Raw genomic sequence first — 16,191 nt, forward strand, 5'->3', positions numbered from 1 at the left:
CCTCCTCTACTTACTCTTCGCCATTAATTTTCTTACCAATATAGATTGATGACAACATGGTAAACACATAGGCTTGGATACATGAAATAAAAATTGAAAATGCAGTCCATGCCATGCTACCAATAAAGGCAAATGGATACCAATAGAAAGCTTGGTGTGATAAGTTCACGAGCAAGCTTGCTAATACCTCACCCGCAAAGATATTTCCGAAGATCCGAAGTGCCAAGGAGGCAAAGTTCGTTAATTCTTCCAAAATATTCATGGGGGTCATAAATCCAGGTGTCACAAAAGCCTTTAAATATTCCTTCACACCACGTCGGCGAATTCCTTCTACATGGGCGATTAAGGTGATCAAAAATGAAAAGGCAAAGTCATAACCCAGGTTAGCGGTTGGTGATGTCCACAAATTGTAACCATTGGTCGTTTCGATTTTAGCCATCAATCCAATGTTATTGGCCACTAAAAGAAATAGGAAAAGAACAAACAAGAACAAGGAATAGTCCTTTATATAATGTTCCCCAATATTTCCTTTGGTGAAGCCTACGACAAAGTCATATGCGTATTCCAGCACATTTTGTTTGCCCTTTGGTCGGATCGTCATTTTACGGCTGGCCCAATAAATAAAGCCAAAAACCACCAAAACAGCAATCAAGGTCATAGCAAGTAGGGTCAAATTAAAAGTTACAGGTCCAAGAGTTATCGTTGGAGTGATACTTTCTTCCAAGTTTTGACACCTCCTTTTCTAAAATAGAAGTGCTTATTTGATAATGAAGGCCATAACCAAGGTTACGAAGAAAGTACCTTCGACAAAGGCAACACCAAGAATCAAGAGGCTACGCAATTGACCAATAATTTCTGGTTGACGAGACGCAGATTTCAATAGGCTGCTCATCATCAAACCTTCTGCCAGTGATACACCAAAGCAGGCTAAACAAAGACCTAAAAATGTTAAATTCATGATGAATTCTCCTTTTATAAATTTTACCTCCTTAGTTTACTCCTAAAAGATATAATAGTCAAATATTTCCTATAAAAGTAAGCGTTTTAGTGAAATTACGTTATTTTTTTAATATGATAATTTTTCCTATCTACGATTGATTTCTTTTAATTTTTAGTCGCTTTGTCCACCTCTATTCATTTTTTCTTCTAAAAAACTCTCACCTGCTCAGCAGATGAGAGAATTCGATTATTTAAAGATAGACGTTTTGAAACTGTCTGTTTGTTGCAGTAATTTCTTAAAGATTTTTTCTTTCAAGGCAAGGGTATTGTCAAATTTGACAGAACCATTCTTCAAACTGGCCTGATCTTTTTCAACCGCAGTTGCAAAGGCTTGTTTTAAGTCCTCATAAGAGCTATAAGTAGTCCCATCCACTTCAATAGCCTGAAGTCCATTTTTGGCACTGGTTACCACTTCATTGAAGTAGGCTTTCTTCCAGTCTTCAAGGGTACTGAATTTCCCATCAGAAATCTTTTGAATGATGTAATCATCCCCTAGAGTCGCATGACCTGCTTGTTTGGATTCTTGTTTATACTTGTTTGAAGCATAGCCTAAGAAGCCTTTTTCATAGCCATAGTAACCCCAGAGTCTGAAGGTATTGTGTTTGAAGGACATGGCTCCAGGAGCCCCTTCACTGGTGTTTCCACCATAGATCCCTGTCATCATCGGTACCGTCACATAGGCGGAGCCAAAGTCAGATGGATTATAGACTCCATTTCCAGGACTACGATTGGTCATGAAGTTGTTGGTGATGAGATCATCTACTGAATGTAAGGTGATCGCTTTTTCCTCATCGCTCAAAGGACGTACCTTATCAAATTGATTCTTGGTGTTAGCCCCTCGGTATTGTTTATCAACCTTCTTGAACCATGCATTGTTCAAGTCTTGACTGCCTTTGTTGAGGACAGCTTCTCCTTCTAGGTAATCCAGAAGCATGAGGGTGTCGTTATAGCCTTTCATATACCGATCAATTTCGTCACGTGACTTCAAATCATTTGGATTGGTATTGTACCATTGGTTCCCATCATTTGGACGTTCATAGGCCATGTTGATACCTAAGGCCTTGTATTCCCCATTTGGATTGGATACGGATGGCGTTTGTAACATGCCTTGGGCAAAGGCTTCGATATCGGTTCCTTCTCGGTGTCTCCAACCACCTAAGTATACCATGCGGTCATTGACGTGCGTTGTTTCGTGGGTAAAGGCAGAGACCCCAAAGTCACTGATCATATCGGTCACCATGAAGAAAACAGAGTCGTCTTTATATGGGTTTCCGTAAATTCGCGCCACAGCTCCCATGCGCCAATCTGTCGCATGGTAACGATCGGTTGGACCATACAATTCACGGATTGGAGCGACATCTTTGCCACTGTTGGTATGGCCGTAACGGTCTGTACTAATGCCCTTGTAGTTTTGGTTATCAAGGACAGGGGTCGGCACCATATTATTGCTCTTCAAGAGTTGATTGCGAACCTTATCCGTTGCTAGACGTGACCAGAAATCGAGATAATTTTGTTGCCCTTTCGCCACCTTGTCAATTTCCGCTTTGAAGGCATTCCGCTCTGCTTCCGTGTTCTTACCATATTTCTCGAAGGAACTATAAGCCATGGTATTGTATGTTGAAATCAAGAACATATGGGCATCTTTTAAGTTCAAGAGTGGCAAGATCATTTTACCGTGAACATCATTGTTTAAGCCCTCATAGGCTCTATGCTTAGCAGATGCGAAAGCTGGATTGGTCGTCTCAGGCTCCACAATATAGACATTGTCTTTGGTTGCTTTAATGAACCAATCATTCAAGTCTGTCTCTTTTGTGAAGAGCTCCATATTGTACTTCAAGAAGTCATTTAGGTTCCCAGAAAGAGTCGATTTAGCCACGACTTCTCGGAAGGCATCGTGGGTACGAGTCCCTTTGATGTAGTCTTCTTTTGAACCAATTTCAATCAAGCGGTCTAAGACATCAACATTCTTCCCATAGAAATCTGGCTTGAACAACATGAGCTGTTTGAGATTGACATCATCGAACTTCACTCCATAATAGCGATTGAGGTATGACAAACCAAGAAGAACAGCGGCCTTGTTGTCATCAACTTTCTTGATAAGGGCCCGTTTGGCAGCCTCATCTGTATTTAATTGATGATCTTGGTTTTCAACTAGTTGTTTGACAAAGTGAGTCAGATTATCCTTGACTGCTTGGAAGCTTTCTTCAAGGTAAAGGTTCTTAATGGCATTGACTTTGTTAGGACCTGTTCGACCAAGATGTGTGTAGATTGGATCTGATTGTAATTCGACAGGGCTTAATTTTTCAACGATCGCACCAATGAGATCGCTCCGGTCTTTGTCCACCATATTTGGCGTATAGACCACTTCACCGAGCTCCGCCACACTGTACTCTTTGACTTGTTTGACTTTAGACTCTTTCGGTGAAATGCTAAAGATATCTTTTGTCTTATCGGCATAATGGATCAGGATGTGATCAGCATCAGCTAGTTCAGTAACAAAATCATTGCCCTTCATAGCAGTCACAGACAAGACTTCCTTGGTCAAGAGAGGACTCGTTGCAGCCAATTTATTCCCTTGGTCGACAATCCATTCTTTGTTGTAGAATGGTTGCAATTTAGCAATATTGCGGTAAGCTAGCTCACGAGTCGCATCGTAAGCAGTGATAGCCTTGTATTGATCGTCTTTGCTAACAAGGTGATTGAGCGTATCTTCAATTGGTTTCCTGCTGGTGAATTTATCAGCAGTGATTCCCATTGCTTCAATCTTCTGCTCAGCTTCTGCCAGCGAGATGCTAGGGATTTTACGGGAGTTGTTAAAGGTTTTCTTCCCTTCACTCACGCCTTCCACACTGTAATTGCGCTTGGTTCTTGAATAGGTGAAATAATCATCTGCGTCGATATCCGAGTGTCCGAAGACCATCTCACCAGTTTTGACTTTCATCATGGTGATGTTGTCTTCAATAGCACCCAAGGCCCAGTTGGTCCCCAGTAACCCACCAGATTGAACAGCTTCTTTCAGTTCAATTGAACCTTTAGCAACTGAATTTCTGAGAACCCCTTCTTTACCTACTGTGTGGTTATTTCCACCATTTTGAGAGGAATAAGCCAAACCTGCAGCTTTGGCTTTATTCCCAGTGATTTCAGCATCAACGTAAGCTTTTTCTACGACACCCTTCCAGTTCTCACCAACAACACCCGCTAGATAGCCACCTTTGTTCCCAGCAGCGTGCAGTTTCCCGATAAAGGCGACATTACTTACTTTCCCACTGCCATCAATTTTATTGACGATCCCTGCTACGTCATTGTTCCCAACAACACTTCCTGTTACTTTAACATTCTCGACAGTTGCATTATTTTTGATAACACCTGCTATTGGGGCTACTCGATCTGTCCCAGGTAGGTCAATATTGACATTTTCAAGCAAGAGATTCTTAACCGAGCCACCTTCGATGTTCCCAAATAATGGTCTTGTAATGTTATGGATGGCAAATTTATTTCCATTCGTACTTTCCAAAATTCCCTTGAAGGCATTGGTCACATAGGATTTCCCTACTGGCTGGACATTAGTCGCATTCATATTGCTACCCAGTTTAAAGGTACCAGTCGGATTGGCTTGCATAGCTTTTACAAGTTCGTTGAAATTGTAGTAGACATCCCCTTCATGAGCTTTGGGTTTTGCAATATAGTGGACATAGTCCTCACTAAACTGGTTGTCCGCAGTCCGTTGAATGAGATCAGGAGCTTTGGCTGTTACTTTGTAGAGGGTCACGCCATCTACCGTTACTTCTTCAATTTTATCAACGGCTAGTTTTGTAACCTTATTATCATAGGTAGTGACCTTTAAGTAGTAAGGCTTCACATCTGATGGTGTTTCAGACAAGAGGCTGCTATCGGTCTCAAGACCTTGGTCATCCACGCTAATCAGACTGGTTTCCTTGATGTTTTTGATTTCAACTTTTTTAAGATCAATTCTCAGTGGTTTTTCCTTGAGAACTTCTTCTTCATCCCCATTTCCACGGTCATACACCATGGTCGTTGCGAGCGTATAATCCTTGTAGTAGTCCAAGTCCGCTAAAGCAGCTGCCAAGTCCGTCTCTGAAAGGGTCAGGGTTTTCACCACTTGATCACCCTTCTTCAATACAGCCTGGATGGACTTGATGGTCACACCGTCTGGTTTATCCAAATGATAAGTAGCTTTAGCACTGCGCTTCAATTCTTCCTTATCGACCTGGGTCAAAGTTAAGGTAGGCTTATCAAGTTCTTTGGTCCCTTGTTGAATGATCTGATCTTGGGCTTGTTCTACTACTTCTTCAGAAATTGTAGGAGCATCCGTTGTTTTGACACCTTTAATGGTCTTATAGACCTTGGTGATTTTTTTCTTCCCATTTTTACCGACTTGAGAAACCCTTTCGGTTCCTTTTAGCAAGGTAACATCTTGTTCGGTTACCGTCTTAAATGGAATTTCTTCAAACGAAACATCCTCTGTTTGGCCTTCAATCGCCTTAGTCCCACGACTAATTTTTTCTGTCACAGGAGCTTTTACCGTTTCAGTGGTCGTACTGAGAGGCTCGCCAATCTTCTCACCATTGACCGTCTTATAAACTCGACGAATCTCCTGGCTACCAGCCTCGCCTTTCTGAAGGAGGCTTTCTTCATCGGTGTAACGATTGGCGTCCGTTACATACTCTGTTTCATATGGAAGGATTACCGTTTCTGTCTCTGTTACCGTCCCTTCCGTTACTTGATAGGTTGGGTTCTCCGGTTGAATAGGGGCTTCGCCGACATGGCCTTCTTCTTGTGTCCCTTTAGCTTCCACCACACCTGTATAGGCTGGGTTCTCTGGTTGAACAGGGGCTTCGCCGACATGGCCTTCTTCCTGTGTTCCCTTGGATTCTACTACACCTGTATAGGTTGGGTTCTCCGGTTGAACAGGAGCTTCGCCGACATGGCCTTCTTCCTGTGTTCCCTTAGCTTCCACCACACCTGTATAGGCTGGGTTCTCTGGTTGAACAGGGGCTTCGCCGACATGGCCTTCTTCCTGTGTTCCCTTAGCTTCCACCACACCTGTATAGGCTGGGTTCTCTGGTTGAACAGGAGCTTCGCCGATATGGCCTTCTTCCTGTGTTCCTTTATCTTCCACCACACCTGTATAGGTTGGCTTCTCCGGTTGAACAGGAGCTTCACCGACATGACCTTCTTCTTGTGTCCCCTTAGCCGTTACAACTGGAGAAGGATTGGGTTGAGGGGTTGGTTGGGCATCTTCTTTTGTCCCAACAGCAAGAATTTGTGAAACTGGTTCTTTAGTGACCTTGCTTTCAACGACTCTGCGAACTTCTTGTCCATCTACCACACTCACTTCTGTCAATAGGGTCCGCTCCCCATTTTGACCAGCAGTCAGCACCTTGGTTTGCCCTTTAGGTAATGTAGGATCAGCTTGTTTGACAGTTTCAAATGGCACAGGCTCAGTAGAGACTTCCAGGCTTGGTTTTTCAACTTGAGGAAAGGCTGGAGAGACTTCTGGGGTCACACGAGCTTGTGCTTCCACTTGTGGAATACCTGTACTTGTTTTGATCGTTCCTTCTACAGAAGGTTTCGTTTCCTGCATAGCCTTTGGCTCTCGTAAGCTCGTCTTTTGGACTGACGGGTAGCGCAGATAACCAATATAGTCATAACCGTCAATTTGAATCACGCCATTTGCAAGATCTTTGCTCGATGCGATCGCAAGATCCTGATTATAGGCGCGCAAAACTTGATTTTGTAGGGCTGCGACTTCAACTGGAAGTAGAAGACTTTGTCCCATGGCTCCAATCAAAAGGACGCCCATGACCTTCTTCCGGTGCTTTTTAGAGAGTAAGAGGACCGCAAAGGAAGCTGTGGCTAGACTTAGCCCAAAAAGGGCGACTTCCTGACTTCCTGTTTGAGGAAGAACCGACTGAATTGCTTCCTTCTTCTTATAGACGAGATAGAAAGTATCTTCATTTTGATACTCTTCAGGGATTGCATGAATCACCTGTGCTTTTTCTTCAGCAGTCAGCTCTTCTTCTGTCACATATCCTAAGTGAACATGAGCAGGTAGAGTCATCTGATCAGCTTGGACAGGACGAGCTCCTAACAAGCTTCCTCCTAATAAAAAGGCTCCAATGGCCACCGGACCAACACCGACAGTTAATTTCCGAATCGAATATTTGGTCATTTTTTCAAACGTTTGTTTCGCTTTTTTCATCCTAAAATTCCTATATAGTAATATTTAACCCTCGAGCAGGGACCTGATTATTTTTAGAGAGGATGGGATCCTTTCCAGAAATAAGAACCTTCCCGTGATTTTTTACCTTTACCTATCTTATCTTTTTTCTTCTATTTTAGCAAGCTCTAAAACTCAAAAAAATAAACCGTTTTCTTTATAGGAAGAAAGCAACACAAAAAACGCCTCGAAAGGCGTTTGTATTATAGATCTATTTATAAGGATTGGTACAAATCATTGTATCGTTGACTAGCCGTATCCCATGAGAAGTCACGCGTCATAGCTTGCTCTTGGAGACCATACCAAGCCTGTTTGTCATTGTAGTAGACAGCCAAGGCTTCATCAACTGCCCAGTTAAACCAATAGCCAGACAAATTATTGAAACTAAAGCCTGTTCCACTTCCATCAACAGCATTATACGGTTGGACCGTATCTCGAAGTCCGCCGACTTCATGCACTAAAGGAAGGGTTCCATAACGCATGGCCATCATTTGAGAAAGACCACACGGTTCAAAACGGCTTGGCATCAAGAAGACATCCGACGCTGCATAGATTTCTTGGGCCAATTGGACATCAAATGTGATATTCGCTGAAAGTTTATCTGGGTAGGCTTGACCAAACCAAGCAAAGGCATTTTCAAATCCAGGATCTCCTGTACCGAGCAAGACAATCTGAATATCCTTTTGCAAGAGTTGATGCAACTCTTCTACCACCACGTCAAAGCCTTTTTGACGTGTCAAACGAGAGACGATCCCAAACAAAGGAACATCATCGCGAACAGGTAGACCGACACGTTCTTGAAGAGCTCGTTTACTAGCTGCTTTACCTGAAAGATCTGAGAGACTGAAGTGATACGTCAAGAGTGGATCCGTTTCAGGATTATACAGATCTGCATCAATCCCGTTAACAATTCCGGTCACCTTGCCAGACTCCATCCGAAGGATCTGATCCAAGCCACAACCATATTCAGCAGTCATAATCTCATGCGCATAGCTAGGAGAAACAGTTGTCACACGGTCAGCATATAGAATGCCGGCTTTCATCCAGTTCAGGCAATCATTCCATCGAAGTGTTCCATCTGCATAGCGTTCAAATCCAACTCCGAAAAGATCCCACAACATTCCTGGGTCGAACTGACCTTGGAATTCCAAATTATGGATGGTCAATACTGTCTTAATTCCATGATAAGCTTGAATCCAACGGTATTTTTCCTTCAGCAAGAAAGGAATCATCGCCGTATGGTAATCATGGGCATGAAGAACATCTGGAATGAAGTCAACTCGTTCCATCGTTTCTAAGGCCGCGAGCTGGAAGAAGGCAAAGCGTTCGCCATCATCGAAGTCACCATACACATGACCTCTAAAGAAATAATGTTGGTTATCAATAAAGTAAAAGGTGACTCCATCGCGCACAATGCGTTTCACACCAACATATTGACTTCTCCAGCCAACCTTGGTCTCAAAATGCAAGACATCTTCGATTTGATCTCCAAACTTAGCCTCTACCATATCATAGTAAGGGAGGATCACGCGCACATCATGACCACTTTTCGCTAAGGATTTAGGAAGAGCGCCAATAACGTCTCCCAAACCACCTGTTTTAGAAAACGGTGCTCCTTCAGCTGCAACAAATAATAGTTTCATTAGACAATATCCTCTGTAACAATCGTTCCTTTTTTAACCACGACAGGTGCTTCTTCTGTCCCACGAATCGTCACACCAGCAGCCACTTCAACACCCTTATCCAGAATGGCATGTTCGACGATTGCATTTTCATGAATCACAACACCAGGGAAGAGAAGGCTACTGCGTACTTCTGAACCTTCATAAAGGCGTACCCGACGTGAAACAATGGAACGTTCAACGGTTCCTTCTACAATACTACCCGAAGCAAATTGAGACGTTTTAATATGTGAAGTCTTGGAATAATACGTTGGTTCTTCATTCTTCACTTTCGTATACACCTTTTGGTTTGGTGAAAAGAGCTTCATGAATTTTTGGTTTTCCAACATATCCAAGTTTGCATGGTAGTATGATTCAACTGAATGAATATTGGCTAAGTAACCTGTATATTCAAAGGCAAAAGCATTGTATTCCACCGCCAAATCACGCAAGATATAGCGCAATTTTTGTGGGTATTCTTTCTTGGCTTCTTCTTCAATTTTTTCAATCAACCAAGGAGTATCTACAATAAAGACATCTGTTGACATATTGTAGACTTCATCAGGATTCTGACCATCAAAAAGTTTTTGCTCTGTAACATGGTCTGTTTCATCAATTTCCAAGACAGCATTCACTTCAGAAATGTTTTGCAGATGCAACTTTTTATAAACCACTGTAATCGGACGATCAATGGTATTATGAAGGTGGAAAATCTGATTGAGGTCAATATTCATTAATACATCACAGTTCAAAGCAACTGTTTGATTAGAACCAGACCGTTTCAAATAGGTTAATAATTGTTGGTAGTATTCTGGTCCTACCGTTGTATTTTCAACTGGAGTATTATAGATTCCGAGGTAATAGTGGCTCAATAAAGTAGACAAGCCCCACTCACGACCTGAACGAATATGGTCAAAGACCGAACTAATATTTTCTTGTTGGAAAATCCCAAAAACACTACGAATACCAGCATTTGCAAGACTAGACAATGGGAAGTCGATTAAGCGGTATTTCCCATCAAACGGTAGGGATGCTACCGGACGATGGCTGGTCAAAGTGGACATATCATGATACCCAACTGTATTTCCTAAAATGGCTGAATATTTATCAATCTTCATCTGTTGCTACCCCCACTTTTTCATTGTAACCGACAACTTGTACTTCCTCTGTTCCATCAATCACGACACCTTCTGCAATGACTGCGCCTTCTCCGATAATCGCGCGTTTCACGACAGCTCCTTTACCGATAATGGCATTGCTCATCACGACAGCATCTTCGACAACTGCTCCTTCACGAACTTGAGCTTCTGTTGATAAGATGGAGTGTTTGACTGTACCGTCTACCGAACAACCGTCGACGACAAGAGAATCTTCGACGTGGCCATGTTCCCCAAAGAAGTTCGGTGGAGAAATGAGGTTGCGTGAATAGATTTTCCAGTGACGATCGCGACTATCCAAGGCATTATTTGGATCGATATATTCCATATTGGCTTCCCAAAGAGACTCAATCGTACCAACGTCTTTCCAATAACCATTGAATTCATAAGCATAAACACTTTCGCCTGATTCTAGATAAGTTGGAATGACATTTTTACCGAAGTCTGACATATCGATATCACTCTTTTCAGCAGCAACCAACATATTGCGGAGACGAGCCCAGTCAAAGATGTAAATCCCCATGGAAGCCTTGGTAGATTTTGGTTCAGCTGGTTTTTCTTCAAATTCGACAATCCGATTATTGGCATCTGTATTCATGATTCCAAAACGGCTTGCTTCCTTCAAAGGTACATCTAGGACGGCAACAGTTAAGCTTGCATTATTATCCTTGTGCGCTTGAAGCATATCATCGTAATCCATCTTATAGATGTGGTCCCCAGATAATATCAAGACATATTCCGGATTGATGCTGTCGATATAGTCGATGTTTTGGAGGATGGCATGGCTAGTTCCTTCAAACCAACGATTTCCTTCACTAGCTGAATAAGGTTGGAGAATAGACACACCCGTATTGATTCCATCCAAGCCCCAGCTGGAACCATTCCCAATATGGCTGTTAAGGGCAAGTGGCTGGTACTGTGTAATCACACCAACATTGTGAATTCCTGAGTTGGCGCAGTTTGATAGCGCAAAATCGATAATCCGATAGCGCCCACCAAATTGAACCGCAGGTTTTGCGATGTTTTTGGTTAATTTTCCAAGACGTGTTCCTTGCCCACCGGCAAGAATTAAAGCGAGCATTTCATTCTTCATTGACTACTTCCTCTTTTTAAAGCTTGGACTCCCATAGAGTCAACCGATCGTCATTTCTTATCTGATGTTTTAGATTTTGTCTTACGCACCTTGCGTTTTACCTTCCAAATACTAGCCCCTAAAGCCGGCAAAGTAAAGGTCAAAGTTTGTTCATAATCCTTCCACAGTCCATCTTGAGACTGAACTGTCGGATTGTGCTCTTTCCAGACACCTCCCCATTCTTCTAATTCTGTATTCCAAATTTCTTCATAGACCGCTGATACAGGCACACCAATCGTAAAGTCCTTGCGTTCCACTGGTGCCATATTGAAAACACACACCAGAAGATCGCCTTTACGATTTTTCCGAACCATAGACAAGACGCTCTGATCCCGGTTATCTGCATCAATAATCTCTAAGCCATCAAAGCTATCATCAATCTCCCACAATTCCTTGTGTTCTTTGTAGAAATGATTGAGCTGAGAAGTGAAACGACGCATCTTAGCATTCATTTCATCCTCTAGATTGCCCCATTCCAGTTGCTCTTCTGACTTCCATTCCAAAAATTGACCAAATTCTGAACCCATAAAGAGTAATTTCTTACCTGGATGGCAAATCTGATAGGTCAAGAGGTTACGGAGTCCAGCAAATTGATTGTAACGATCTCCCCACATCTTATGCATCAAACTCTTCTTACCATGCACCACTTCATCGTGTGAAAATGGTAGTAAGAAGTTTTCAGAAAATGCATACATGAAACTAAAAGTTACCAGGTTAAAGTCAAATTTCCGGTAGACGGGATCTTCTTCATAGAATCGAAGGATATCATTCATCCAACCCATATTCCATTTATAGTCAAAGCCAAGTCCACCTTCTTCTTCAGGACCCGTGATCTTTTGACCAGCAGAACTTTCTTCTGCAATCATCATGACATCTGGGTGTTCGTTCTTGATAATCGCATTCAAACGTCTAAGGAAATGAACGCCTTCGTAGTTGAGGTTTCCACCATCAATATTTGGTGTCCATGGACCACTATCGTAGTCAAGATAGAGCATATTGCTCACAGCATCGACCCGAATCCCATCTAAATGATAGGTATCAATCCAAAACTTCAAACTAGAAATCAAGAATGACTGGACTTGATTCTTCCCTAAATCGAAGTTCAAGGCTCCCCATCCGTAGTTATGGGCACGATGTTCATCCTGGTATTCAAAGGTTGGTGTTCCATCATAATAAGCCAAGGCATCATCATTGATAATGAAATGTCCTGGTACCCAATCCACGATCACTCCGATATTGTTGAGGTGGCATTCTTCCACGAAGTCTTGAAACTCTTCTGGACTACCATAAGTCTGCTCGAGTGCAAAATATCCCATGAGCTGATAGCCCCAACTCAAGCCCAATGGATGGGCCATCACTGGCATAAATTCCACGTGGGTGTAGTTCATCTCCACCAAATATGGAATTAATTCTTCTTTTAGTTGTTTGAAGGTATAGGAACTGTGATCCTCATTACGTTTCCACGATCCTGCATGAACCTCGTAAATATTAACGGGTCGTTCCTTAAAACCAAGTTTTTTGCGGCGTGCTCTCCAAAGACCATCTTTCCAGTTTTTCTCTGGAATCGTCTTAATAATAGAACCTGTATTGGGTCTCTTTTCCATCCATAACGCTAGAGGATCGATTTTTTGCACCTGATGGCCATTTTGTCGAGTCACCAAATACTTGTATATATCTCCCTCTTTTGCATCGGAACAGAAGACTTCCCAGACGCCTCCTTCATTACGAACCATTGGAATTTTACGAGCTTCCCAATCAGTGAAATCACCAATCAGATCCACCGCCTGAGCATTGGGAGCCCAAACACGGAAGGTAAAGCCTTCTTGTTCTCCCCTTGTTTCCTTGTGAGCTCCTAAGTACTCTTGAAGATGGAAATTATCCCCTCTTCCAAATGTCCATAAGTCTGTGCTTCTATCCATATACTCACCTCTTTATTTTTGAAAGCGTTTTCTATTTGATATTATTCTACTATAAAATCACTTAATTTTCAAGTTGATTCCTGTAAAATCATGTAAAATTATCAGGAAAAGTTTTTCCATTTTCTTTCCCGAACCTTTTCGATCCTTCCTTGGTCATCCTCCTTATCTTACTTACGATTATACTATATATACGAGGGAAATCAAACAAAAACCGAACATTTAAATCACTATTTTTATTACTAACTAGTTTATTACGAATAAAATGAACATTTTTATGAACAATGTAAAAAAAGACTAAGACAGATTTGTCTTAGTCTTGTTGAATTCTTAGTCTACGTTCACGTATTCTTTTGAAAGTTCAAGAACTTCTTCCATTGTTGAACATTCAGTAAGAGCACGGTTAGCGTATTCTTGCATTTTAGCTGTGTCGAGTTTCTTCATCAAGCTACGTGTACGAAGGACAGATGTCGCTGACATAGAGAACTCATCCAAGCCCATTCCGACAAGAAGTGGAACAGCAGTTTGGTCACCGGCCATTTCACCACACATACCAGCCCATTTGCCTTCAGCATGCGCCGCTTTGATCACATTGTTGATCAAACGAAGGATAGATGGGTTATATGGTTGGTAAAGGTATGAAACTTGCTCGTTCATACGGTCAGCAGCCATTGTGTATTGGATTAAGTCGTTAGTACCAATTGAGAAGAAATCAACTTCTTTAGCAAATTGATCCGCAAGCATAGCTGCAGCTGGGATTTCAATCATGATCCCTACTTGGATATCGTCTGCAACGGCAACACCTTCAGCAACCAATTTAGCTTTTTCTTCTTCAAGAATACCTTTAGCAGTACGGAACTCAGTCAACAAGGCAACCATTGGGAACATGATCCGCAATTTACCGTGAACAGATGCACGAAGCAAAGCACGCAATTGTGTACGGAACATTTGGTTACCCGTTTCAGAGATTGAGATACGCAAAGCACGGAAACCTAAGAATGGGTTCATTTCTTTAGGAAGGTCGAAGTAAGGAAGTTCTTTATCCCCACCGATATCCATTGTACGAACAACCACAGGTTTACCGTTCATACCTTCAAGAACAGCTTTGTAAGCTTCGTATTGGTCATCTTCCGTTGGGAAGTCTTGAGAATCCATGTACAAGAATTCTGTACGGTAAAGACCAACTGCTTCTGCTCCATTATCGTTCACACCTTCAACGTCTTTAGGTGTACCGATGTTGGCAGCCAACTCGAAGTGTTTTCCATCAGCAGTCACTGTTTTCGCATCTTTAAGGAGAGCCCATTCAGCTTTTTGTTTAGCATAAGCTTCACCAGCTGCTTTGAACTCTGCAATTTGTTCTTCAGTAGGGTTGATCACTACTTCACCAGTGATCCCTGATACAGCCAAAACATCGCCATCTTTGACAAGTTCTGTGATGTTATTTGTACCAAGAACAGCTGCAATTTCAAGTGTACGAGCCATGATAGCTGAGTGACTGGTACGTCCACCGATATTCGTAACAAAAGCTTTTACATACTTTTTGTTCAACTGTGCTGTATCAGATGGAGTCAAGTCATGTGCAACCACGATTGCTTCTTCATTAATAGAAGCAGGGTTTGGCAATTTTTTACCAAGCAAGTTGGCAAGGACACGTTTGGTAACGTCACGAATATCTGCTGCACGTTCTTGCATGTAAGGATTGTCTTCCATTCCTTCAAAGATCGCAATGAACATGTCAGTGACTTCTTTCAAGCCAGCTTCTGCATTGATTTTTTTCGTACGAATTGTTTCTTTGATCTGACCAATCATTTCAGGGTCAGCAAGAACCATCATATGCGCATCAAAAACTTGCGCTGCTTCTTCACCAAGGCTTGCTACTGCATTCTCCCGAATAAGAGAAAGCTCGTTTTGTGAAGCTTCAAGAGCTGCATCCAAACGAGCTTCTTCTGCACTTGTATCTTCGACTGAAACAGTCTCAAATGATAAGTCTGGTTGAATGAGCAAATATGCCTTAGCAACGGCAACACCGTCAGATGCTGCAATTCCTTTTAGCATTTTTGTCATATTTTTAAGCCAATCCTTCTTTAGTCATTGTTTCTGAGATAGCTGCGATAGCATCATCAGCGTCAGCACCTTCTGCAGAGATTACAACGTCTGCTCCTTGACCAACACCAAGGCTCATAACACCCATGATTGATTTCAAGTTAACTGATTTACCTTTGTATTCAAGAGTAATATCTGAAGCAAATTTGCTAGCAGTTTGAACCAACAAAGTTGCTGGACGTGCGTGGATACCTGTTTCTGCCACGATGTGGAAATCTTTAGAAGCCATAGTTTGACTCTCCTTTTTAAAAATAGTTTTTGAGTTACCTTTTGATAACCCTTACAATTTGGTATTATATCATCTTTTGAAATTTTTTTCAAGATTTTTATCACTGACTTACAGAAAAAGACTGCGAAAAATCCCAATTTAGATACATTTTAAGAAGCACCTGAAGAACAGAGAAAATATCTTTTCAATTTTCTACTATATTATAAGTAACATTTTCCTCCGCTTTCAATGAAAAGAAGCTCTTGAACCACAGGATATTGATTCACCAAAAAATTATAACTAATTAAAGATGCTTTAAAGCCTATTCCTATCCCATTTCTTCGATTTTCACACTTTTCACTCACCACAATATATTGTGCTTTGAAAACTCCATTTCATCTCTTTGCACAATATTTAGTTTTATTTTGTTGACAAGTTGCTGGATTTTGTTTATACTGTTTACAGATTTATATTTCGATAGGAGAACGGAAAAGAAATGGTAACCATTTATTCAAAAAATAATTGTGTTCAATGCAAAATGACCAAGCGATTCCTCGATAGCAATCATGTGGAATACCGCGAAATTAACTTAGACGAACAGCCAGAATTTGTAGAGCATGTTAAGAACCTTGGCTTCAATGCTGCTCCAGTTATTCAAACACCGGATGAAGTATTTTCTGGTTTTCAACCAGCTAAGTTGAAGAAACTTTCATAATAAACACAGTATTTTGCTTAAATAGGGTCTAGCGTTAGCAACCTAACACTAGACTTTTT

The 16,191-nt window shown here is 41.6% G+C and carries 10 protein-coding genes; 1 reads left to right on the top strand and 9 read right to left on the bottom strand.

Annotation, left to right across the window (positions count from 1 at the left end; all coding sequences use genetic code 11):
• Window positions 1-10: 10 nt before the first annotated feature.
• The 9 genes from atpB to HMPREF3002_RS08815 all read right to left on the bottom strand — a co-directional run bounded on the left by atpB (window position 11) and on the right by HMPREF3002_RS08815 (window position 15,438).
• Window positions 11-724, bottom strand: coding sequence for a F0F1 ATP synthase subunit A (atpB, locus tag HMPREF3002_RS08775; RefSeq protein ID WP_004219958.1), 714 nt, complete (start codon window positions 722-724; stop codon window positions 11-13).
• A gap of 33 nt (window positions 725-757) precedes the next feature.
• The gene (locus tag HMPREF3002_RS08780; RefSeq protein ID WP_003006433.1) at window positions 758-958 is read right to left on the bottom strand and encodes a F0F1 ATP synthase subunit C; all 201 of its coding nucleotides are present in this window, start codon (window positions 956-958) and stop codon (window positions 758-760) included.
• 228 nt (window positions 959-1,186) lie between these two features.
• Window positions 1,187-7,222 carry a ZmpA/ZmpB/ZmpC family metallo-endopeptidase gene (locus HMPREF3002_RS08785; protein ID WP_070666244.1) on the bottom strand — a complete coding sequence of 2,012 codons (6,036 nt, stop codon included), beginning with the start codon at window positions 7,220-7,222 and terminating at the stop codon, window positions 1,187-1,189.
• 233 nt (window positions 7,223-7,455) lie between these two features.
• Window positions 7,456-8,883, bottom strand: coding sequence for a glycogen synthase GlgA (gene glgA / locus HMPREF3002_RS08790; protein ID WP_003006424.1), 1,428 nt, complete (start codon window positions 8,881-8,883; stop codon window positions 7,456-7,458).
• Window positions 8,883-10,019, bottom strand: a complete 1,137-nt coding sequence (glgD, locus tag HMPREF3002_RS08795; RefSeq protein WP_023917696.1) for a glucose-1-phosphate adenylyltransferase subunit GlgD — start codon at window positions 10,017-10,019, stop codon at window positions 8,883-8,885. The genes glgA and glgD overlap by 1 nt, the downstream gene beginning before the upstream one ends.
• Complete coding sequence (locus HMPREF3002_RS08800) at window positions 10,009-11,151, bottom strand: glucose-1-phosphate adenylyltransferase (RefSeq protein ID WP_014713084.1); 1,143 nt, start codon at window positions 11,149-11,151, stop codon at window positions 10,009-10,011. The genes glgD and HMPREF3002_RS08800 overlap by 11 nt, the downstream gene beginning before the upstream one ends.
• A gap of 50 nt (window positions 11,152-11,201) precedes the next feature.
• On the bottom strand, window positions 11,202-13,109 hold the full coding sequence (gene glgB, locus HMPREF3002_RS08805; RefSeq protein WP_023917694.1) for a 1,4-alpha-glucan branching protein GlgB: 1,908 nt from the start codon (window positions 13,107-13,109) through the stop codon (window positions 11,202-11,204).
• 327 nt (window positions 13,110-13,436) lie between these two features.
• On the bottom strand, window positions 13,437-15,170 hold the full coding sequence (ptsP, locus tag HMPREF3002_RS08810) for a phosphoenolpyruvate--protein phosphotransferase (protein WP_023917692.1): 1,734 nt from the start codon (window positions 15,168-15,170) through the stop codon (window positions 13,437-13,439).
• 4 nt (window positions 15,171-15,174) lie between these two features.
• Window positions 15,175-15,438 (bottom strand): phosphocarrier protein HPr, encoded by a 264-nt coding sequence (locus HMPREF3002_RS08815; RefSeq protein ID WP_003006411.1) that lies wholly within the window; start codon window positions 15,436-15,438, stop codon window positions 15,175-15,177.
• A 475-nt stretch (window positions 15,439-15,913) separates the two neighbouring features.
• Here HMPREF3002_RS08815 and nrdH point away from each other — a divergent pair, with 475 nt between their 5' ends.
• Window positions 15,914-16,132 carry a glutaredoxin-like protein NrdH gene (gene nrdH, locus HMPREF3002_RS08820; RefSeq protein WP_003006408.1) on the top strand — a complete coding sequence of 73 codons (219 nt, stop codon included), beginning with the start codon at window positions 15,914-15,916 and terminating at the stop codon, window positions 16,130-16,132.
• Window positions 16,133-16,191 lie beyond the last annotated feature (59 nt).

This window comes from Streptococcus sp. HMSC065E03 (genome assembly GCF_001815045.1).
GTDB classification, from domain to species: Bacteria; Bacillota; Bacilli; order Lactobacillales; family Streptococcaceae; genus Streptococcus; species Streptococcus parasanguinis_AD.

Bases quoted from the DNA above. Each gene is read 5' to 3' on its own strand.
- HMPREF3002_RS08780 (WP_003006433.1), bottom strand. From the start codon at position 958: ATGAATTTAACATTTTTAGGTCTTTGTTTAGCCTGCTTTGGTGTATCA.
- ptsP (WP_023917692.1), bottom strand. From the start codon at position 15,170: ATGACAAAAATGCTAAAAGGAATTGCAGCATCTGACGGTGTTGCCGTT.
- nrdH (WP_003006408.1), top strand. From the start codon at position 15,914: ATGGTAACCATTTATTCAAAAAATAATTGTGTTCAATGCAAAATGACC.
- HMPREF3002_RS08800 (WP_014713084.1), bottom strand. From the start codon at position 11,151: ATGAAGAATGAAATGCTCGCTTTAATTCTTGCCGGTGGGCAAGGAACA.
- glgD (WP_023917696.1), bottom strand. From the start codon at position 10,019: ATGAAGATTGATAAATATTCAGCCATTTTAGGAAATACAGTTGGGTAT.
- HMPREF3002_RS08815 (WP_003006411.1), bottom strand. From the start codon at position 15,438: ATGGCTTCTAAAGATTTCCACATCGTGGCAGAAACAGGTATCCACGCA.
- glgB (WP_023917694.1), bottom strand. From the start codon at position 13,109: ATGGATAGAAGCACAGACTTATGGACATTTGGAAGAGGGGATAATTTC.
- glgA (WP_003006424.1), bottom strand. From the start codon at position 8,883: ATGAAACTATTATTTGTTGCAGCTGAAGGAGCACCGTTTTCTAAAACA.
- HMPREF3002_RS08785 (WP_070666244.1), bottom strand. From the start codon at position 7,222: ATGAAAAAAGCGAAACAAACGTTTGAAAAAATGACCAAATATTCGATT.